Raw genomic sequence first — 18635 nt, 5'->3', positions numbered from 1 at the left:
GCGCCTACCCGCCGTAGATTCCGCCGACGAGCACGGGCGCGGCCGTACTGATGTTCCACTGCGCCGCGAGCCGTACGTCGTGCACCAGCCCGATACCGGTCAGTTCCCGGCCGGAGATCGCCTCGGCCAGGACTGCGGGCAATTCACCTGCCACGGCGCGGAAACCTACGGCCGCGTGCCGGGCCTCCGGCGAGCCGTGGGCATCGTGTGCGAGGAGTGCGGTGGCGATCGCGCCCGCCCCCAGGTGATCCTCGAGGCTCGGACGCAGCGGCCCGTCCACGACGCCCCACCGCTCGCCCGCCGGGACGATCCCGACAGGTCGATCACCGGCAGCGGCGATCGCCGCCTTCGCCACCGCATCGGCATTGCGGATCGATCCGGCAAAGACGGTGAGATCGAATCCCGCGGCGCGGGCCGACAGCGTGGCGCCGTTCGGCGACGGCAGCGCCAGCAACGTGCCCGCCGGAAGTACGAGCAGGGACGAGGGACTCAGCGACCACCCACTCTCGTGTTTGGCAGCAGCGAGCACGGCGCCGGCCCGCTCGGCCTCGACGGCAGCCCGGGGATCGGCGTGCCGCAACGGTAACGGCAACACCCGCCCGCCCCGCGATACCGCGATATCGACCGCTGTCGAGAAGGAGAGGACGTCGACGATGATCAACGCCCCGCACTCCGGACCCAACTGCTCGACACCCTCGCGCCCCCACTCGAGACGAATGCGATAGCCCTGCTGCCGGAAGATGCCCGCGTTCACTCACCGATAGTGCACTCGACTCGGCGCGTCCGCGAGCCACACGGCGGGTGAGCAGCGTCGAGTCGTGCTCGAGCGCATACGGTTTGCGCCGACTCCGCGGTGAACTGGCACGAGATCGTCGACCTCGGGCACACCCGACCAGAGTCGCGCCCACTCGGCGAGGCCGGCATCGCCGGTCGCGTCCTCGATCGGCTCCGGTCGCCCGTGTTCCCGGTACACGGCTCGGCCGGGATCGGCGAGCATCATCAGCGGCTCGGTTTCGAACAACTCCAGTCCGCGCCGCCGCAGGAGCTCCGGAATCTCCGGCGAATCGACGTCCGGCCAGAAATGCCAGCATGCCGGTACGCCGTCGAACAGTGTGCGCAACTGCTCGATCTCCTGCGGGATCGCAGCGCCCACTCTGAGGACTCCGTTCAGTTCCTCGCTGGGCGCACCGGTGTGGAACCAGCTCGACGGCGTCCCATCGCTCGACCGGTTCGCTCGCACCAGATGCGTTGCGACAAAGGTGGTTACGGCCTCGTGGCACCTGCGGTTGCCTAGATCAGCGGTCATTCGACGAATCCGGAAGCAGCGATTCGTATTGCGCGCGAAGAGAATCGAACTTCGGCCAGAACGGATCCGGTGCGGATGCCGTGAGCCTGGCGTGCAGGATGTCCAGGTGGGTGTGCCAGCCGGCGGCGATATCGAGGATCTCGCCGCGGGTCGGGAGCCGGCGGTGGGTGACCGTCAAACGGACCTTGTCGGCGACCTGCTCGAGCGCGAAGGTCACCTCCGAGTCGGCGAGGCCGCCGCCACTGCTCCAGGTGTGGCGCAGCAGATGCGGAGGATCCCATTCGAGCACCTCGCCGTGCCTGCGGTCGGCCACCGCGGCGGGATCGCCTTCGCCGGTGAGCTCGTGAATCCGGAAGATGTGTTCGACCCGGCCGCCGGTGACCTGTTCGAGCAGCCCGCCGGCCAGCCAGGTCGCGCGCTTGTCGATATCGGTCAGATACGCCCAGACCCGCTCGATCGGCCCGGGCAGTAGCCGTTCGATGCGGACCGTGCCCGGTTCGACGACCTCCCCGTAGTCACTCATCTCGCGAATCCTCCTGTAGCAGTGCGGCTTCCAAAGCATCGAGACTCTGGTTCCAGAAACGCTCGTAGAAGTTCACCCACTCGGCGCACTCTCGCAACGGGCGCGGATCGAGCCGGCACAGATGTGTGCGCCCGTGCACGCTGCGTCGCACCAGCCCGGCCCGCTCGAGCACCTTGATGTGCTTGGACGCGGCCGCGAGCGAGATGTCGAACGGGGCAGCCAGCTCCCCGACGCTGCACTGGCGCCGCGCCAGTGTGCGCAGCATCGAGCGGCGCGTGGAGTCCGACAGCGCGTGGAACACCACGTCGAGCCGTTCCGAAGAATTCTCAACCACATGGTTGACTATTCCGTCTTCCCGCACCTACTGTCAACCCATCGGTTGAATATCAGCCGATTCACCCACCCCTTCAGGGAGCAACCCATGACCGAGCAGAACTTCACGACGACCTTCGCCGTCCACCGAACTCCCGAATCCGCCTTCGACGCCGTGCTCGACGTGCGCGGCTGGTGGTCGAAAGCTCTCACCGGACGCAGCGAAAAGCCCGGAGACGTCTTCACGTACGAGGTTCCGGGCGTGCATCGCGCCACCATCGAGGTCACCGAGGTCGTCCCGCACGATCGCGTCGTCTGGCGCGTCCTGGACGCCCGGCTCACCCTGGTCGACGACCAGACCGAATGGAACGACACCGAAATCCGTTTCGAGATCACCCGCCGCGCCGACACCACCGAACTCCGCTTCACCCACGTCGGCCTCACCCCGGCGTTCGAATGCTTCGACGCCTGCCGCAAGGGCTGGTCGTTCTACATCGACCGGAGCCTGCACGACCTGATCACCACCGGCACCGGTCAACCCGACGAAGACCCGCAAGCTCTCGCCCTGGCGGTCGAGAATGCGGCAGCGACGCCGCACTGAGGAGACCGCTGGGACGGCCACCCGGGAAGGCCGCGGCCGGCCGTTAACGCCCTCAGGTCTGGTCGAGCACGCTCGCAGGGACGCCGTAGGGCAGGAATCGCACCTTGCGGCGTTCGTCGGTGTTGTCGCGATGTGCGCGTAAGGCCTCGAGCTCGGTCGGGAAGACCTGCTCGACCCGGGCCTCACCGGCGTCGTCGACGCTGTAGACGGCCCACACCCCGCTGCCGGTCTCCCCGGTCGTCGCGTCGTCCGGTTCCGGCGTCCGCGCGCGGTCCGGCTGAACTAACTGGCCGAACAGCGACGTCAGCGAATTGACGGTGCTGCGGTCGAGGTATCCGGCGGCCTTGCCGAGCAGGTCGCGAAACTCGACTTCCGCCTCGCGCAGAGCGCGCTCGAATTCTTCCGGATCGATCCCGAAAGGCCCGTTGTTTGCCATCTCGATCCTCCCGAGGACGACGTCGGCGCTATGACTCCAGTATGCCGCGCGTGGGCGTCGAGGGGGTTGACCAGAGTTTGCCCAGCCGCGATTGCCGAGAATCTGCCACATGTCCGCGGGCTGCCCCGGCCCGGTCACGAGCAGGACCGTAGGCCCGGCCGGTCTCGGGCGTTTTTCCAGACGAATCAGCCCCTGCGGTATTACGTTCTTCTGCAATGAAGTTCGCTTGTTGCAGCCGAACGGGGGCGCGGGTGGCATCGACTCGAAGGTTCGACCGGCGCACGCTCCTGCGGGGCGCGGCGGCGGCCGGGGCGGTGGCAGCCGCATCCTCGATAGCCGGTTGCGGTGACAACGACGACGATGCGCTCACCTTCTTCTTCCAGGCCAAACCGGACGAGGCGAAGGTCCGGCTCGAGATCATCGACGAGTTTCGCAAGCTGCACCCGGACATCAAGATCCGGACTCAGATGTCCGGCCCTGATCCACAGACTCAGATCCTGACCTACTGTGCGGGCGGCAAATGCCCGGACGTGCTGATGTCGTGGGATCTGTCCTATTCCTTCCTCGCCGAACGCGGCATCTTCGAAAACCTCGACACGATTCTGGACAAGGACCCGGCGTACGCGGCCGAGCTGAAGCGGGACAGCTCGATGCCCCTGTACAACACATTCCGCTACAAGAGCGCGCAGCACGCGCTGCCCGAGCAGTGGGCCGGAATCTTCCTGTACTACAACCGCAAACTCTTCGCCGACGCCAAACTCGCACCTCCGCCCGCACGCTGGGAGGATGCCTGGAGCTTCGACGAATTCCTCGGCGCCGCACAGGCGCTGACCAAACGCGACAGCTCCGGCGACGTGATCCAATGGGGGTTCGTGGATCCCTGGACCGTCTACTACTCCGCCAGTTGCTTCGGGATGAACAACGGCATCGAATGGTTCACCCCGTCCGTCGACCCGACCCGCACCAACATCGACAACGACGCCTTCATCGAGGGCGTCCAGTTCTACACCGACCTGTCCACCCGGCACCGGGTGATGCCGACAATCGAATTCCAGCAATCGCTGTCGTCGTCGGACATGTTCGCTCAGGGCAAAGCCGCGATGGCGTTGTCCGGGCACTGGATGTACAGCACCTACGCCGGCCAGGAAGACCTCGATTTCGACGTCACGGTGCTACCGGTCGGCCCGCGCGGTACCGCCGCGCGGTCCGATATCGGCACCACCGGCCTGTCCATCGCCGCCGACAGCCCGCGCAAGGAGCAGGCCTGGGAATTCGTCAAATTCGCCACCGGGCCGGTCGGTCAGGCGGTCATCGCGAAATCGGGACTGTTCGTTCCCGCGTTGAAATCGGCGCTCGGCTCCGAGGGGTTCGCGCAGGCACATGCGAAGGTGCACAACCTCGAGGTGTTCCACGGCGGCGACCACGCCAACAACCTGCCGGTCACACCCGCATGGCCACGCGTCGACGCGGTGATCCAGCAGGGATACGACCACGTGTTCCGCGGCGCCGCCTCCGCGGAGTGGTTCAAGCACGGCCTCGCCGGACAGATCAACGACCTCCTGGAGGCACAGTGAGCGACAATCGCACAGCGGTTCGCTGTGCCGACGGGGTGCAGGTGTCCCGCACCTCACCGGGCACAGTGAGCAACCATCGCTCACCGCTGAGCCGGCGCAAGGCCGCCGCGGGCCGAATGTTCATCGCCCCCAACCTGATCGCGGTCGCGGTGTTCATGGCCTTCCCCTTGGTGTTCACGCTGTATCTGAGCCTGCACAGCTGGGATCTGTTCGGTTCGCCGAAGTTCATCGGTATCGGCAACTTCCGCCGGCTCTTCGCACACGACCCGCTGTTCTGGGTGGCCTTGCGCAACACGGTGATCTTCACCGTCGGCACGCTGATCCCGACCATTGCCATCGGTCTCGCCGTCGCGGCGGCCCTGAATCGAAAACTGAAGGGTATCGGCATCTTTCGCAGCATCATGTTCATGCCGCTGGTCGCCTCGACCGTGGCGATGGCCGTGGTGTGGCGGCTCACCTTCAGCACCGACTACGGCGTGCTCAACACCGCCCTCGGCTGGATCGGCATCGGTCCGGTCCCGTGGCTCACCGACCCCGGGTGGTCGATGGTCTCGCTGTGTCTGGTCAGTGTGTGGAAGAGCGTCCCCTTCGTCACCGTCGTCCTGCTCGCCGCCATGCAGGGCATACCGGCCGACATCTACGAGGCCGCCCGTATCGACGGCGCCGGAGCGGTGCGCCGGTTCGGCTCGATCACCGTGCCGCTGATCCGGCCCGCGCTGGCGTTCGCGTTCGTCATCACGGTCATCAACTCGTTCCAGGTGTTCGATCAGGCCTACGTCCTCACCGGCGGCAAGGGCGGTCCCGAAACCGGCACGTACGTGCTCGGAATCATGCTGTACCAGAACGCCTTCTCCTTCGACGACATCGGCTACGCCTGTGCCCTCGCCTGGGTGATCTTCGCGATCCTGCTGGCATTGACACTGCTCCAATTGCGCTTCACCCGCGGCGATGCCTACGAAAGCGAGGCCTAGGTGACGACCGCGACCGCGAATAGTGCCGTTCTCCGCCGTACCGGGCGCGGGATACTGCTGTACCTGGTGCTCGTCGCGATGGCATGGTGCGCGCTGTTTCCGCTGCTGTGGGCGTTGTCGAGTTCGCTGAAAAAGCAGGGCAACATCTCCGACACCAGCATCCTCCCGGCCCACCCGGCGTGGTCGAACTACCGCGACATCTTCGACCTGATGCCGTTCGGGCGGATCTTCTTCAACACCGTGCTCTACGCCGGCTGTGTCACCGCGGGTCAGGTGTTCTTCTGCTCGCTGGCCGGATATGCCTTCGCCCGCTTGCCGTTCAAGGGCCGCGACGTCCTGTTCGTCGCCTACCTCGCCACCCTGATGGTCCCGGCGACCGTCACCGTCATCCCCCAGTTCATCCTCATGCGCACCTTCGGCTGGGTCGACAGCCCCCTGGCCATGATCGTGCCGGGCCTGTTCGGCAGCGCCTTCGGCACCTACCTCATGCGCCAGTTCTTCATCACCCTGCCGGTCGAACTGGAGGAAGCCGCCATCCTCGACGGTTGCTCGGTCTGGCAGACCTACTGGCGCGTTCTGCTCCCCCACGCCCGCCCAGCTGTGATGGTGCTCGCGGTCCTCACCTGGGTGACGGTGTGGAACGACTTCCTGTGGCCGCTGGTGATGATCCAGCGCGACGAGATCTCCACGCTCACACTGGGATTGGTGCGCCTGCAGGGCCAGTACGAAACCAACTGGCCGATCCTGATGGCGACCTCCATCCTGATGGTGGCGCCGATGCTGGTGATCTACGCGTTCGCGCAGAAGTCGTTCGTGCGAGGGATTGCGATGTCGGGACTGGGTGGGCGGTGACCTGGTCACCCATTGCCCACTGTGGCAGCGTGGAACGTACCCATCCGCCCGGATGCGAAGGACATATCATGTTCACGAATATCATCGAGCCACTCCAGCAACTCGCGGAACAAAATCGCGATGTCATCGGATTCGTGGTCATCAATACGGGCAACGCGATACTCGGCGCTGTCCGGTGGGGCCTCGATGCCGCCACCCCGTTCCTGCAGCAGTTCTTCTCCGAATACCCGCCCGGCGGAAACTACTGACCGACGCCCCGGGGTTTTCTTCCGACAAGGACATTTCGCTCACCAATGCGCCCCACGGAATGGAAACTGTTGCGGGCGAACGCTTCCCGTCCCGGATCAGTCCTCGCCGTCGCCGATGGGCTCGGCTTGGTCGCCGAGGCGGGCGTGCAGGCGCTCCCGGACCTGATCCGGGGTGTAGGCCCGGCGCTTGCGCTCGGAGCGCACGATGACCACTCCGGTCGCCGCGACACCCGCGGCTCCTGCCAAGCCGAGTACTTTCCACCACCGCATACGGCCTAGGCTAGTCGCTGTGCCACGCGAAGCGCCCTCGAGTATCGGTTTGGATGAAGCGGTCGAACTCACGCGGACGGGCGACTTGTGGTTGTTCCGTGGACATTCCGGCGCCGATCGCGCGATCCGGGGCCTGACCAACAGCCCGGTCAACCATGTCGGCATGGCGGTGGTCGTCGACGACCTGCCCGCCCTGATCTGGCATGCCGAACTCGGGCGGGCGCTGCCGGATGTCTGGTCCGGCAGCCACCATCGCGGCGCCCAGCTGCACGACCTGCAGGCCGCGGTCCTGCGCTGGACCAATGATTACGGGCAGCAAGCCTGGCTGCGCCAGCTCGATCGCCCTGTGACACCCGAGATGGAGGATGCGGCCCTGCGGACGGTCGCACGGCTGGACGGCATGCCTTTTCCCTCGACAAGCGCGCTGGCCGGCCGGTGGTTCCGGGGCCGGATACCGCGACCGAAGCGTTCGAAGCACCGCGAAACCGAGGCAGGCCTGGAGAACGCCTACTGCGCGGAAATCGTCGCCCTGACCTACCAAGCGATGGGATTGCTGCCGGAGAAGCGCCCGAATTGGTACGACCCGGGCAGATTTTGGAGCGGCGACAATCTGCATCTGTCCGAGGGCTATCGCCTCGGCGGTGAGATCGAAGTGAACGTTTTCGGGCGCTGACGCACCGATATCCGGAGTACCGGGCGTCGGCAGAAGGACGCGGGCGATCCCAGCCGCACTCGTTCGGACGCCGCGGGCCGATCGAGCCGGGGCGTGGACGTTCCGGCGGAAACGATCAGTCGCCCTCCACCACCGGGTAGATCCGGTCGGGAACGAGGCCGTGCGCCTCGCGGTGCACGCTGATCGCGGTGTCCGCATCCGGGGCATCGACCAGGCAGAACGCCGTGTGGCTCGCTTCGTCGACCCAGTAGCGCTGGTACGTCACGCCGTAATCTCCCTGGATCGCCACGTCGGCGGCATGAGCGGCGGCCACGTCCCGCACCGTCGTGCCTTCGGGCAGATGTTCGTGCACGTCGATGAAGAGGACCATCAGGACTCCTTGGTCGAGTGGGCGACGCCGAGTGGCGATGTGACGTAGATTACGCCGCACGTGATCCCTCCGACAGCCCGCGGACCGCGATTCGAGGCATCGGCCGGAAGCCCGGAAAATTGATCATGTAATCAACGGAAAGAATGCAAGATCAATTCTGAGGCCTACACGAAATACGCAGTTCGCCAGATGTTAACCGTGACCATTCACACAGTAACGAAAGTGGATTTACACATTTCACCTTCATATATTTGGGTTACGCGCCGTGATGGCATCGTTATCCATCTGTGGAAGGAACTCCCCGTACATGGTCTCTCGCAAGATCTTTGCTGCCGCCACCCTCTCCGCCGCCGCGCTGTTCCTCGGCCCGGTCGCCATGGCCTCCGCGGCCGCACCCTCGGCCGACTCGGGCACCACCGCCCCCGCGCAGCTGAACACGGGCTCGGCGGACAGCGGTTCGTCCTCCGGTTCCGCCGGATTGTCGTCGGGCTCGGCCATGCTCGACTCCGGCAGCTCGGCCCTCGAGGGCGGCACCTCCACCATCGACAACATCATCACGGCGATCACCGGTATCAAGGACCTCTCCCAGCCCAAGCCGGCCTCCTGATCCCTGGCGGCAGAACCTCTTTCGCTCCAGCCGGCCGGCGGACCCCACCTTGGTGGTGCGACCGCAGCCGGCCTCGAATGACGATCGATAGCTGCAGATTCGCCATTTTCGGTCGCTTCGATCTCCGTACCGAGTTGCCGTAGCAGGGGAACTTCGAACACTGGGTTCATCTGTCGGCCAAGCAGGTCGCCGAGTGGACGTCCGAATCTGATTCGCCGCGTGGCTCGTCGGGCACCGCGGCCCATTAGAGTTCAGGTGTCCGGATCCGCCGACCCTCCGGGCAGTTCGGAGAATGGAGCGACCATGGCCGCCACAAGTGAGCAGTCGACGTCGGGCCCTGCGAGCTTCGACGAACTTCTGGCCGAACTGCGCCGGCGTCTGGATTCGATGTCGCCCTCGCATCGCAAGCTCGCCGAGCGCGTGATGTCGGATCCCGAGACCGTCGCGTTCATGACCGTCTCGGAGCTCGCCTCCGCGGTCGGGGTGAACCAGGCGACCGTCGTTCGGTTCGCCAATGGCCTGGGCTTGCAGGGCTACCCGGGGCTGATCCGTCTGTGTCGGGAACATCTGCAGGAGCAGGCGCAACTGCTGCGCCGCTTCGACAGCATGGAGCAGCTCGGAAACGTCGGCAGCGGAGTACTCGAACAGGCCGCAGCGCTGGATCAGGCGAACATCGCCCGCACCTTCGCCCGTATCGAGGAGCCGACCTGGCACCGCGTTGTCGAACGCCTGGCACGCGATGCCCACGTCCACGTGCTGGGTCTGCGTAAATCTCATGCCCCGGCCTACCTGCTCGGATATCTGCTCGGCATGCTGCGCGAGGATGTGCACACCATCAACGGTGCGGCCGGCTCGCTCACCGACGAGCTGCGCCGAGTGCGTGCGGGCGACTGTTTCGTCGCGATATCCATTCATCGCTACAGCACCGATACCGTGCGCGCCGCGCAGTGGGCACGCGACCGCGGTGCGCATGTGGTGGCGCTGACCGATAACGCCGGGTCTCCGCTGGCGACGACCGCCCACGATTGTTTTCTCGTCGATGCGTCCAGTGCCTCGGTTCTCCGGTCGATGACCGCGTTCACCGCCTTGGCACAGGCGTTGGCCGCCGGTGTCGCCCAAACCCTCGGTCACAGCGTCCGATCGACCCTGCTGGAGGAAGAGAACCTGCTGAGCAGTTTCGGTATCTACAGCAGTGGGACCACGTCTGCTCGCGGCTGAGCAACTTCTCGGCAGGAATGAAGATCATTTCGCGGGAAGAATGTGCGGGTTGAGCAGTCGTGCCGGATCCAGGGCAGCTCGGATGGACCGCATGATGTCGAGATCGACGTCGCTGCGACCGAGTCCGATCCACCGAGCCTTCGCCCGCCCGATTCCGTGCTCGGCACTGATGCTGCCGTCGTGGAGGGCCACCCGCCGCAGCACCGTGTCGGTCACCGCATCGCGGTCGTCGCCGGCGACATCGAGAAGATTCACGTGGATGTTGCCGTCGCCCAGGTGGCCGAAACAGATCGCGCGCACAGCAGGAGCCGATTCGGCGAGATCCTCGCCGAGCGCTGAGAGGAACGGCTCGATTTCCCGCACCGGGGTGGACAGATCGAGTTTCACTGGCGGAGTGGATGATTCGGCGCTCACCGCTTCGGTGTGTCCTTCCCGGTACTGCCAGAGCCGATGCGCGGGTCCCTGCTCCACGGCCGCGTCGAGCACATTCGGTCCGGCGGCTTCCAGCACGTCGAACAGCGCTGCCCGGGTTTCCGGCCGGCCCGACACCTCGACCAGCAGGTAGTACGCGGGGTCGGCAGCGAGCGGTGGTCGAAGCGCGCAGTGCGTGCGGACCAAATGGATACCGGCCCGGGTCATCAGTTCCGCGGCCTCCAATGTGATTCCGGCACGCTGTATTTCGGCTATCAGGCGCAGTGCGCCGCCGACGGCGCCGACGCCGATGAGCGCAACGTGCGTTTCCCGCGGCGGAACGACCAGCCGCATGAGTACGCGGGTGATCACCGCCAGCGTGCCCTCCGAGCCGGCGAGCAGCCCGGGCAGGTCGTATCCGACGTTGTCCTTGGTCAATTCCTTCCAGCGACTGACTGTTCGGCCGTCGGCCAGCACCGCTTCGAGTCCGAGCACCTGATGACGGGTGTTGCCGTTCTTGATCATGCGGATGCCGCCGGCATTCGTGGCGACGATCCCGCCGAGCGTCGCCGAATCCCGAGAGGCCAGATCGACTCCCAGGTCGAGATGGTGGGCGCGCGCGGCCTGCTGGGCTCGGGCGACGGTCACGCCGGCACCTGCGGCGATGGTGCGGCCGATCGGGTCCACGCGCTCGATCTCGTCGAGACGAGCGGTGCTGAGCACCAACTCGCCCCGCATCGGAACGGACCCGCCGACCAAGCCGGTATTTCCGCCCTGCGGAACGACGGCGACCCCGGCTCGGTGGCAGGCCGCCAGGACCGCGGAGGTCTCCGCGGTGTCGGCGGGGCGGACCACGGCGCAGGTGCTCCCTACCCAATGGCCGGTCCAGTCGACTACGTGTCCGGCGACGACGTCCGGATCGGTGAGCACATGGGCTCGACCGACGATCGCCGCCAGCTCGTCCACCAGTTCCAGGGTTTGCACCCCGTCGATTCTCCTACTCGCGTCCGCTGAGCCATTTACCTCTGCTGAGGCGTTCACCGAAGGCAACGGCAACAACACATCTCACGGATCGCCGACTACGTCCCGGTGAACCGCGGTTCTCGGCGGGCAAGCATCGCCGCGACGGCCTCGGCGTGGTCGGCGGTGTGGTGGACCGCGGCCTGCATCGCTGCGGAGAGATCCAAAATACCGTCCAGACTGTGGTTTTCAGCCGAACGCAACAGGCGTTTGGTCATCCGCAGCGCATGCGGCGGTTGCCTCGCGATTCGCGTCGCGAGGGTGTGTGCCGATTCGAGAAGAAGCGCCGGCTCGACAACCGCGGAGATCAGGCCCCACTCGAGCGCGGTGGCCGCGGCGACCGGCTCGCCGGTGTAAGCCATCTCCGCGGCGCGGGCCGGGCCGATCGCGCGGGAAAGCAACCATGCCCCGCCGTCGCCGGGAACGATGCCGACTCGCACGAAGCTTTCCGCGAAGGTCGCGGCGGTGGATGCGATCCGAATGTCGCACATCATCGCCACGTCGCAGCCGGCGCCCACGGCAGGCCCGTTCACCGCCGCGATCGTCGGAACTTCGCAGTAATACAGTGCTTTCGGAATGCGCTGAATGCCGTGCCGGTAATTGCGATACAGCTCCGCCGGACTGCCGCCGAACATTCCCGTCCGGTCGCGCATGTCCTTGATGTTGCCTCCCGAAGAGAACGCTGGGCCGGCCGCAGTGAGAATGGCGACGCGCACGCCGAGGTCATGGTCGGCCTCGGCGATGGCGTCCTCCAGTGCCGCGATGGTTTCGGGGTCGGAGATCGCGTTTCGTGTGGCCGGGTTGTCGAGAGTCCACACCACCACGTCACCGCGGCGGTCGATCCGCACCGGTCCACTCACCGTCCGGCCTCCTCGGTGTCGTTGTCGGACAGAATGATTCGAACATCGACCGGAAGGATCGCAGTGCCGGAGGCGATTACCGGGTTGAGGTCGAGTTCGGCGATCTCCGGGTGCGCCGCGACGATCGCGGCGACGCGAACCAGCAGGCGCGCCAGCTGTTTCCGATCGATCGCTTCCAGGTGGCGGTGGCCATCGAGTAGACGTGACGCCCTGGTTTCCTCGATCATCTCGAGGGCTTCGACCTCGGTGAGCGGCGCGGCGCGGAAGGTGACGTCGTCCCGTGCTTCGACCAGTACCCCGCCGCTGCCGAAGGCGACGACAGGCCCGAAGACCGGATCACGCATCGCGCCGACGAGCAGCTCGACGCCCGGCTCGGCCATCGGAGTGACGATGATCCCGTCGATCCGCGCACCGGGCACGCCGGAGGTCACCGACTTGATCATGGCCGTTGAGGTCGCCTCGGCGTCCGCGGCCGCCACATGCAACCGCACACCACCGACGTCGGATTTGTGCACCACATCCGGCGATACGATCCGCAACGCGCACGGCCGCCGGTATTCCCGGACGGCGACGACGACGTCGGCGATCGTCGGTGCCACCGTCCATTCGCCGACACCGATGCCCTGCCGGCTGAGAAAGGTTCTGGCGGCGGGTTCGTCGAGCACCGGCCGATCCGAGACCAGCCGCGATGCAGGACGAGGCAGGGCGAACGACGACCGCTGGGCTGCGGTGGCCAGGATTCTGCCGCGTCGTTGCAGGGCCGCGACGATACGGGCCGCGTGGTCGAGGGAACTGGTCACCGATACCCCTCGGGCGCGCATCAGGTCGTGGTGAACATTCCGCTCACCGGCGTAGCAGCTGTGCACGACCAGCGGAACCTTCTGCGCGGCAGTACATTCCAGCAGTCGCGCCGTGGCGGCGGCCTCCTGCTCGGCCAGTGCGGCATCGAAACGCAGGTGGTAGCCCCCGTACATACCGACGATCAACACCAGCCCCACCGCTGGATCACCGGTCAGGATCTCGACCGCGTCGGCGAAAAGACCGGGATCGGTGTCCGTGGCGCCCGCGACATCGACGGGATTGAACACCGCTGCTGCGGGGCCGAGGAGTTGCCGCAGTGCATCGCGGGTGTCGTCGGCAAGGGCTGCGAGTTCGACACCGGCGGCGGCCAGCGCGTCGGCGGCCAGCGCGGCGTGTCCACCGCCGTCCGACAGCACCACGACGCCGCGTCCGTTGGTCATGGGGTGGGTGGAGGCCAGGGCATTGGCGAGCACAGCGAGTTCGTCGGATCGTTCGGCCGATTCCACGCCCGCTTGGCGCAGCACGGCGGCGGCGACAGCGTCGGATCCGGCCACGGACGCGGTGTGTGAACGCGCGGTGGCCCGACCGGCCTGCGACCGTCCGCCGCGCAGGACCACCACCGGAGTGTCCCGGATCGCCCGCGCCGCGGACCGAAGGAACGCACGGCCGTCGGTGAATCCTTCGATATGAATGGCGATCACCCCGGTTTCGGGATGACGCGCGAGTTCGGCGAGACATTCGTCGTAGCTCACATCGACCTGATTGCCGAGTCCGACATAGGCGTGGATACCGGTACCCCGCAGTGTCCGAAGGTCGTTCACCAGCGACAGCAGCATATTCCCGCTTTGCGTGATCACGCTGATGGCACCACGCGGAACGTTCTGTACACCAACGAGATTCGCGCCTGTGGCGAGGTTGAGAAGGCCCGACGTGTTGGGTCCGACGACGCGGATGCCGGTCTCGGCGATCGCTCGAGCCAATGCGGTCTGCGCCTGCGCGCCCGCCGCACCGGTCTCCTCGAATCCGTTGGCCAACACCACCGCCGCGGGAATCCCCACCGCCGCGCAACGCCGCAGCGCTTCGGGAACGGCAGCGGCGGGCAGGGCGATGAGGGCGACGTCGACGCCATAGGGAAGCTGTGCGATCGATGACGCGACCTCGAGACCGAGGATGCTGCCGCCGCGAGGATTCACCGGATACACCGGATAGGCGTAACCGGCCTCCTGAAGTCCCCGAACGGCCTGGTAGCCGCGTTTGCCGGGATCGGCCGAGGCGCCGATGACCGCGACCGACCGTGGATCGAACAAGCGGGCCAGGGCCGACCGCGCGGGAGCGGTCTGCAAGGCGGGCGATGCGGAATGTGCTTGCACCACAGCGCTTTCCTACTTTCCTTCGAAGCGGGGGGCGCGCCGCTCGGCGAAGGCCGCGACACCCTCGGCCCAGTCCCGCGTCTCCATCAACGCGAGAATCTGGTGTGGTTCGGATTCGAGCGCCGCGTCGAGAGAGTCGTTGTGGCGCAGCGCCTGTTTCATTCGGCCGACAGACAGCGGGGCTTTCCTGGCCAACGTGGCGGCCAGCGCCTGAGCCGCTGTGACGACGCTGCCACTGTCCACCGCCAGATACGCCAGACCCCACGCGTGCGCGTCCGCTCCGCTGAATCGTTCACCGAGCAAGAGCAGTTCGGTGGCGCGGCGCAGGCCCACGAGCCGCGGTAGCCGGTGGGTGACTCCGCCGCCCACGAAGGTGCCGAGGCCGACCTCCGGGAAGCCGATCCGAGCATCCGATGCGACGACGAGAAAGTCTGCGCTGACGGCGATTTCAGCGCCGGCGCCGAGCGCGTAGCCGTTGACGGCGGCGACTACCGGGGTGTTCATCGTCTGTATCCGCTCACACACTGTCTGTGCCAGCAGCAGGTAGCGCTCGCGGTCGGAGCGGTCGCGGGTGCCGGAGCTGTGGGCTTTCATGTCGGCTCCGACACAGAAGGCGCGTCCAGCGCCGGTGATGACGACGGCGCGGAGCTCGGGTGCGGAATCGGCAAGAGTCAGTTGCTCGATCAGTGTTTCGTACATCGTCTCGCTGACCGCGTTCAGTCGCTCCGGTCGGTTCAAGGTCAGCGTCATCAGATCGTCGGATCGAGTCGTCACCACTGTCGTCACGGTCGGTATATCCCTTCGTCGGCTCGAGCACGGCTACGCCGGCTGCAAGCAATAGTTGCACAAAACAGTTTTCATGCAACTTCTCTTGCATCCCGTGGGAATGGCGTGTTTCATAAGGGGGGCAAGCGATTACCTGGGTCACCGCCCAGAGGTTCAGGAAGAAGGCGCCACCGTGCCCACCTCGCTGTCCACGTCGGAAAACCTGCAACGCGCCATCAGCACCCGCCAGATGACGATGATCGGTATCGGCGGCGTCATCGGCGCCGGACTGTTCGTCGGCAGTGGTGCAACGATTTCGGCCGTCGGGCCCGGGATCGTGCTCGTATATCTGTGCACCGGACTGCTGGTCGTGCTCGTCATGCGGATGCTCGCCGAACTCGCCACCGCCTACCCGGCCACGGGTTCGTTCTCCGCCTACGCCTCACGGGAGCTGGGTTCGTGGGCGGGCCTCGCCGTCGGATGGCTCTACGCCTATCACTGGTGTGTCACAGTGGCTTTCGAGGCCATCGCCGGCGCCGCGATCGCGCACCAGCTCGCGCCCGCGGTGCCCACCTGGCTCGCCGCTCTGGGCTTCATGACCGCCCTCACCGCGGTGAACTTGACCGCGGTCACCTCGTTCGCGCGGTTCGAGTTCTGGTTCGCGCTGATCAAGGTCACCGCGATCGTCTTGTTCATCGGTATCGGCGGTGCCGCGATCCTGGGGCTGCTGCCCCATCACAACTCACCGGGCACCACGAACCTGCTCGGACACGGCGGATTGTTCCCTCGCGGTGCGGGCCCCGTACTGGTGGCCGTGCTGACAGTGTTCTTCTCCTATTTCGGCACCGAACTGGTCACCATCGCCGCCGGTGAGGCCGCCGATCCCGGCCGCGCGGTCAGGCGCAGCATGCGCAGCGTCGCCTGGCGCATCGTAATTTTCTACGTGGGTTCCGTGCTCGTCGTGGTCACGTTGCTGCCTTGGAATGCCGCCGTGGTCACCGAGAGTCCCTATACCGCAGTTCTTTCCACACTGGGGCTTCCCGGAGCTCGGACGGTGATGAATCTCATCGTGCTCACTTCCGTGTTGTCGTGCCTCAATTCGGGCATCTACTCGTCCTCGCGGATGTTGTTCTCGCTGGCCCAGCGCGGGGAGGCGCCGGCGCTCCTCGGCCGTCCAGGGGCATCCGCCGTGCCCGTCGCGGCGGTGCTCGCCGCCGCCAGTGCGGGATTCGTCGCGGTCGGCGCCAACTACTTCCTGCCGACGGGCGCGGTGTTCACCTTCTTGTTGAACTCGTCGGGCTCGGTGGCCGTCGTGGTCTATCTCTGCATTTGCGCCACGCAAATCGTCTCTCGTCGCAACGAGCGAGCCGACGTCGATTTCGAACGCGGAGTTCGAATGTGGGGACATCCTTACCTGTCGTATCTGGTGGCCGCGGCGCTGGTCACCATCGTGGCGGCCATGGCCTTCACCTCCGCGACGCGAAACTCCCTGGCGCTGACCACAATCGTGACCGCAGCGGCGATATGCGCGGGGTTGGTCCATCAACGACATCGCCGAACCACATCTGTCCCTTCCGCTACGCCCAGCCACACCGTCGGCGGGTGAGACCCGTATCCGAAAGGCCGACCGCATGCCCCGACACACCGACAAGGACCTGGCCGTCCGCCTGATGTCGGTAATCACCGACCGGATGGAGCACGGCGACATCGACTGGAACTGCCACAGCGTCGATGAAATCGTCTCTGCCAGTGGCGATCCGACCGCCCCGCTCGCCGTGATGATCGAGGAACACGCACGCGATTCGGGCCGGCCGCCGGAACAGGTCATCCCCGAGATCCACGCGATCGTCGATCGCATGCTGGGCAGTCGGCTCACCTTCGGCCCGGACGACAACCCCGCCTACTACATCGGGACCATGCTCGACGGGTATATCGCGGCCGAAGCGCCGTTGCTCGGCTGCGAGAAACCGGCGATATCGGAGGACGAGCTCAGATTCTCGATCACCGAACCCGCGCGATGCGGCACAGTTATCCTGTCGGGCAGCCAAGTCGACGCGCTGATCGCCGGGTTGCTCAGGTGGCGCGCCGCTCACCCCGACCCCGACCGCCGACCCCGATCGTGACTCTCCCGCAGGTAACACGATGAGCCCGAGCACATTTCACCTCAGCGACATCACCCTGACTCCGCCGGCCGGAGCACACAAGGGCCTCATTGCCGTTCTCGACGCGGTGCAGACGGCGTTGCGCCGATCGATCGGATTGCTGGCCTCGGGAAAGCCGTCCGAACAGCCCGACCTGCTGTACCAATTGGGCAAGCAAGGACTGCTCCAGGACGGACTCGACGACAAACACGACTACGCCGCCCTGGTCGACAGCCACGCCGCGACGCTGGCGAAGATACGCGCCGCCAAGGTGGCGATCAGCGGCCACAACGACGACGTCCGTAAGGCCTACTACTCCACCTTCGACACCTCGAACGGGACCTTCACCGACTGCATGGCCAAGGTGCACCGCCTCCAGGGCACGCTCGAATACGCGTCGAAGATGAACGAGAGCCGTCAACCGTTGGCACCAGGTGACGAACTGCGCCTGATCACCGCCGCCCTCGACGCCGTCAGCTATGTGCATGGCAAGGTCGGGTCTGCCGCGAGGCAGATCCAGCACCAGAAGCGAACCATCGAGAGTTCGGTCCCCACCTACCGCCCCACCGGGACATATCCGTCCGGCGGCACGCCAAGCGTCGGTACGACGCCGTGGTCGACGCCCGGCACGCCGGCAGGGCCGGGAAGCATTGTCCCGCTTCGGTTGGCGCCCGGTGCCCCTGGCGCCATCCAGGCCGCCATGAGCCAGCTCAACGTCCACGAAACGGGCGACAACCACCTGCCGGGCAAGCCCTACAACATCGACGGGCCGTGGTGCGCGGCGTTCGCCACCTGGGCCTGGAAGCAGGCGCACATCCCGTTGAATTGGACCGCCACCGACAGTCACGGGCTGGCCGTCAGCGTGCCCACGATCTGGGCGGACGCACAACGCCACGGGCTCGCCGACAAAGCCTCCCGCGCCCAGGTGGGCGACCTCATCGTCCTGAACGGAGTCGGCCACATCGGTCTGGTCGAGAAGGTCGATGCCAACGGCACCATTCACACGATCGAAGGCAATTCGGGTGATGCGGTGCGTGAGCACACGTACTCGCCGGGCAGCAGTTACGTGGACGGGGTAATTCATCCACCGGCGCAGAACAACGGTGTCGAGGCTTAGGTCAGTGTCTCCCAATGATTTGAGCCATTCGACGATGAGAGCCAGTGTGAATCCGGCGCGGTAGGTCAGGGCGAGCTTGTCGTAGCGAGTCGCGACTGCGCGCCAGTGTTCGGCCTTGTTGAACGCGCGCTCGACCACGTTGCGTCGTTTGTATTCGACCTTGTCGAAGCCTGGCGGCCATCCCACCGA

Annotated in this window: 22 protein-coding genes; 11 read left to right on the top strand and 11 right to left on the bottom strand. The window is 66.1% G+C overall.

Annotated elements, in window-relative coordinates:
- Window positions 1–4: 4 nt before the first annotated feature.
- From IG65_RS0119185 to IG65_RS0119170, 4 genes are all read right to left on the bottom strand, one after another.
- A complete protein-coding gene (locus IG65_RS0119185) occupies window positions 5–754 on the bottom strand; it encodes a 2-phosphosulfolactate phosphatase (RefSeq protein WP_231509286.1) in 750 nt (249 codons plus the stop codon).
- Window positions 755–1153, bottom strand: coding sequence for a hypothetical protein (locus IG65_RS0119180; protein ID WP_030516311.1), 399 nt, complete (start codon window positions 1151–1153; stop codon window positions 755–757).
- Between the two features lie 142 nt (window positions 1154–1295).
- Window positions 1296–1829, bottom strand: coding sequence for an SRPBCC family protein (locus tag IG65_RS0119175; protein ID WP_036525168.1), 534 nt, complete (start codon window positions 1827–1829; stop codon window positions 1296–1298).
- Window positions 1822–2163, bottom strand: coding sequence for a helix-turn-helix transcriptional regulator (locus tag IG65_RS0119170; RefSeq protein ID WP_030516309.1), 342 nt, complete (start codon window positions 2161–2163; stop codon window positions 1822–1824). Before IG65_RS0119170 ends, IG65_RS0119175 begins: the two co-directional genes overlap by 8 nt.
- An 87-nt stretch (window positions 2164–2250) precedes the next feature.
- On the opposite strand from IG65_RS0119170, the gene IG65_RS0119165 reads away from it, so the two are divergent.
- Window positions 2251–2742 carry an SRPBCC domain-containing protein gene (locus tag IG65_RS0119165; RefSeq protein ID WP_030516308.1) on the top strand — a complete coding sequence of 164 codons (492 nt, stop codon included), beginning with the start codon at window positions 2251–2253 and terminating at the stop codon, window positions 2740–2742.
- A gap of 52 nt (window positions 2743–2794) precedes the next feature.
- On the opposite strand, the gene IG65_RS0119160 is transcribed toward IG65_RS0119165, so the two are convergent.
- Window positions 2795–3178, bottom strand: coding sequence for a hypothetical protein (locus IG65_RS0119160; RefSeq protein ID WP_030516307.1), 384 nt, complete (start codon window positions 3176–3178; stop codon window positions 2795–2797).
- Between the two features lie 215 nt (window positions 3179–3393).
- Between IG65_RS0119160 and IG65_RS0119155 the strand changes: the two genes are divergently transcribed.
- From IG65_RS0119155 to IG65_RS0119140, 4 genes are all read left to right on the top strand, one after another.
- Window positions 3394–4752: a sugar ABC transporter substrate-binding protein gene (locus IG65_RS0119155; protein WP_051756469.1), complete on the top strand. Its 1359-nt coding sequence runs from the start codon at window positions 3394–3396 to the stop codon at window positions 4750–4752.
- Window positions 4753–4868: 116 nt separating this feature from the next.
- On the top strand, window positions 4869–5723 hold the full coding sequence (locus tag IG65_RS0119150; RefSeq protein WP_051756497.1) for a carbohydrate ABC transporter permease: 855 nt from the start codon (window positions 4869–4871) through the stop codon (window positions 5721–5723).
- Window positions 5724–6575: a carbohydrate ABC transporter permease gene (locus tag IG65_RS0119145; RefSeq protein WP_030516304.1), complete on the top strand. Its 852-nt coding sequence runs from the start codon at window positions 5724–5726 to the stop codon at window positions 6573–6575.
- Window positions 6576–6643: 68 nt separating this feature from the next.
- Window positions 6644–6823, top strand: a complete 180-nt coding sequence (locus tag IG65_RS0119140; protein WP_030516303.1) for a hypothetical protein — start codon at window positions 6644–6646, stop codon at window positions 6821–6823.
- Between the two features lie 96 nt (window positions 6824–6919).
- Here IG65_RS0119140 and IG65_RS38555 read toward each other — a convergent pair whose 3' ends face one another.
- On the bottom strand, window positions 6920–7093 hold the full coding sequence (locus IG65_RS38555; protein ID WP_167356733.1) for a hypothetical protein: 174 nt from the start codon (window positions 7091–7093) through the stop codon (window positions 6920–6922).
- 19 nt (window positions 7094–7112) lie between these two features.
- On the opposite strand from IG65_RS38555, the gene IG65_RS0119130 reads away from it, so the two are divergent.
- A complete protein-coding gene (locus tag IG65_RS0119130; protein ID WP_030516302.1) occupies window positions 7113–7766 on the top strand; it encodes a hypothetical protein in 654 nt (217 codons plus the stop codon).
- A 115-nt stretch (window positions 7767–7881) separates the two neighbouring features.
- Here the strand turns inward: IG65_RS0119130 and IG65_RS0119125 are convergent, their stop codons facing one another.
- Window positions 7882–8136 (bottom strand): nickel-binding protein, encoded by a 255-nt coding sequence (locus IG65_RS0119125; protein WP_030516301.1) that lies wholly within the window; start codon window positions 8134–8136, stop codon window positions 7882–7884.
- Window positions 8137–8443: 307 nt separating this feature from the next.
- On the opposite strand from IG65_RS0119125, the gene IG65_RS0119120 reads away from it, so the two are divergent.
- Window positions 8444–8743: a hypothetical protein gene (locus IG65_RS0119120; RefSeq protein WP_030516300.1), complete on the top strand. Its 300-nt coding sequence runs from the start codon at window positions 8444–8446 to the stop codon at window positions 8741–8743.
- Window positions 8744–9046: 303 nt separating this feature from the next.
- Entirely contained in the window at window positions 9047–9961 is a 915-nt protein-coding gene (locus tag IG65_RS0119115; RefSeq protein WP_030516299.1) for a MurR/RpiR family transcriptional regulator, read from the top strand.
- Between the two features lie 24 nt (window positions 9962–9985).
- Here IG65_RS0119115 and IG65_RS0119110 read toward each other — a convergent pair whose 3' ends face one another.
- The 4 genes from IG65_RS0119110 to IG65_RS0119095 all read right to left on the bottom strand — a co-directional run bounded on the left by IG65_RS0119110 (window position 9986) and on the right by IG65_RS0119095 (window position 15209).
- On the bottom strand, window positions 9986–11356 hold the full coding sequence (locus IG65_RS0119110) for an FAD-binding oxidoreductase (RefSeq protein ID WP_030516298.1): 1371 nt from the start codon (window positions 11354–11356) through the stop codon (window positions 9986–9988).
- Window positions 11357–11451: 95 nt separating this feature from the next.
- The gene (locus tag IG65_RS0119105; RefSeq protein ID WP_030516297.1) at window positions 11452–12252 is read right to left on the bottom strand and encodes a crotonase/enoyl-CoA hydratase family protein; all 801 of its coding nucleotides are present in this window, start codon (window positions 12250–12252) and stop codon (window positions 11452–11454) included.
- Complete coding sequence (locus IG65_RS0119100; RefSeq protein WP_051756467.1) at window positions 12249–14426, bottom strand: acetate--CoA ligase family protein; 2178 nt, start codon at window positions 14424–14426, stop codon at window positions 12249–12251. Before IG65_RS0119100 ends, IG65_RS0119105 begins: the two co-directional genes overlap by 4 nt.
- Window positions 14427–14435: 9 nt before the next feature.
- On the bottom strand, window positions 14436–15209 hold the full coding sequence (locus IG65_RS0119095) for an enoyl-CoA hydratase/isomerase family protein (RefSeq protein ID WP_030516295.1): 774 nt from the start codon (window positions 15207–15209) through the stop codon (window positions 14436–14438).
- Between the two features lie 172 nt (window positions 15210–15381).
- On the opposite strand from IG65_RS0119095, the gene IG65_RS0119090 reads away from it, so the two are divergent.
- The 3 genes from IG65_RS0119090 to IG65_RS0119080 are packed head-to-tail and all read left to right on the top strand — an operon-like array spanning window position 15382 to window position 18446.
- Complete coding sequence (locus tag IG65_RS0119090) at window positions 15382–16794, top strand: amino acid permease (RefSeq protein ID WP_197039871.1); 1413 nt, start codon at window positions 15382–15384, stop codon at window positions 16792–16794.
- Window positions 16795–16819: 25 nt separating this feature from the next.
- Entirely contained in the window at window positions 16820–17311 is a 492-nt protein-coding gene (locus IG65_RS0119085) for a hypothetical protein (protein WP_030516293.1), read from the top strand.
- Window positions 17312–17330: 19 nt separating this feature from the next.
- Window positions 17331–18446 (top strand): CHAP domain-containing protein, encoded by a 1116-nt coding sequence (locus IG65_RS0119080; RefSeq protein ID WP_030516292.1) that lies wholly within the window; start codon window positions 17331–17333, stop codon window positions 18444–18446.
- Window positions 18447–18635: the final 189 nt, after the last annotated feature.

It is taken from the genome of Nocardia sp. NRRL WC-3656, assembly GCF_000720265.1.
Taxonomy (GTDB): Bacteria; Actinomycetota; Actinomycetes; order Mycobacteriales; family Mycobacteriaceae; genus Nocardia; species Nocardia nova.
The sequence above is the reverse complement of the archived record's forward strand: the minus strand, read 5'-3'. Positions and strand labels throughout refer to the sequence as shown.

Coding starts and splice junctions, on each gene's coding strand:
- IG65_RS0119080 (WP_030516292.1), top strand. CDS start 17,331: ATGAGCCCGAGCACATTTCACCTCAGCGACATCACCCTGACTCCGCCG.
- IG65_RS0119165 (WP_030516308.1), top strand. CDS start 2,251: ATGACCGAGCAGAACTTCACGACGACCTTCGCCGTCCACCGAACTCCC.
- IG65_RS0119155 (WP_051756469.1), top strand. CDS start 3,394: ATGAAGTTCGCTTGTTGCAGCCGAACGGGGGCGCGGGTGGCATCGACT.
- IG65_RS0119150 (WP_051756497.1), top strand. CDS start 4,869: ATGTTCATCGCCCCCAACCTGATCGCGGTCGCGGTGTTCATGGCCTTC.
- IG65_RS0119120 (WP_030516300.1), top strand. CDS start 8,444: ATGGTCTCTCGCAAGATCTTTGCTGCCGCCACCCTCTCCGCCGCCGCG.
- IG65_RS0119085 (WP_030516293.1), top strand. CDS start 16,820: ATGCCCCGACACACCGACAAGGACCTGGCCGTCCGCCTGATGTCGGTA.
- IG65_RS0119115 (WP_030516299.1), top strand. CDS start 9,047: ATGGCCGCCACAAGTGAGCAGTCGACGTCGGGCCCTGCGAGCTTCGAC.
- IG65_RS38555 (WP_167356733.1), bottom strand. CDS start 7,093: ATGCGGTGGTGGAAAGTACTCGGCTTGGCAGGAGCCGCGGGTGTCGCG.
- IG65_RS0119140 (WP_030516303.1), top strand. CDS start 6,644: ATGTTCACGAATATCATCGAGCCACTCCAGCAACTCGCGGAACAAAAT.
- IG65_RS0119175 (WP_036525168.1), bottom strand. CDS start 1,829: ATGAGTGACTACGGGGAGGTCGTCGAACCGGGCACGGTCCGCATCGAA.
- IG65_RS0119125 (WP_030516301.1), bottom strand. CDS start 8,136: ATGGTCCTCTTCATCGACGTGCACGAACATCTGCCCGAAGGCACGACG.
- IG65_RS0119160 (WP_030516307.1), bottom strand. CDS start 3,178: ATGGCAAACAACGGGCCTTTCGGGATCGATCCGGAAGAATTCGAGCGC.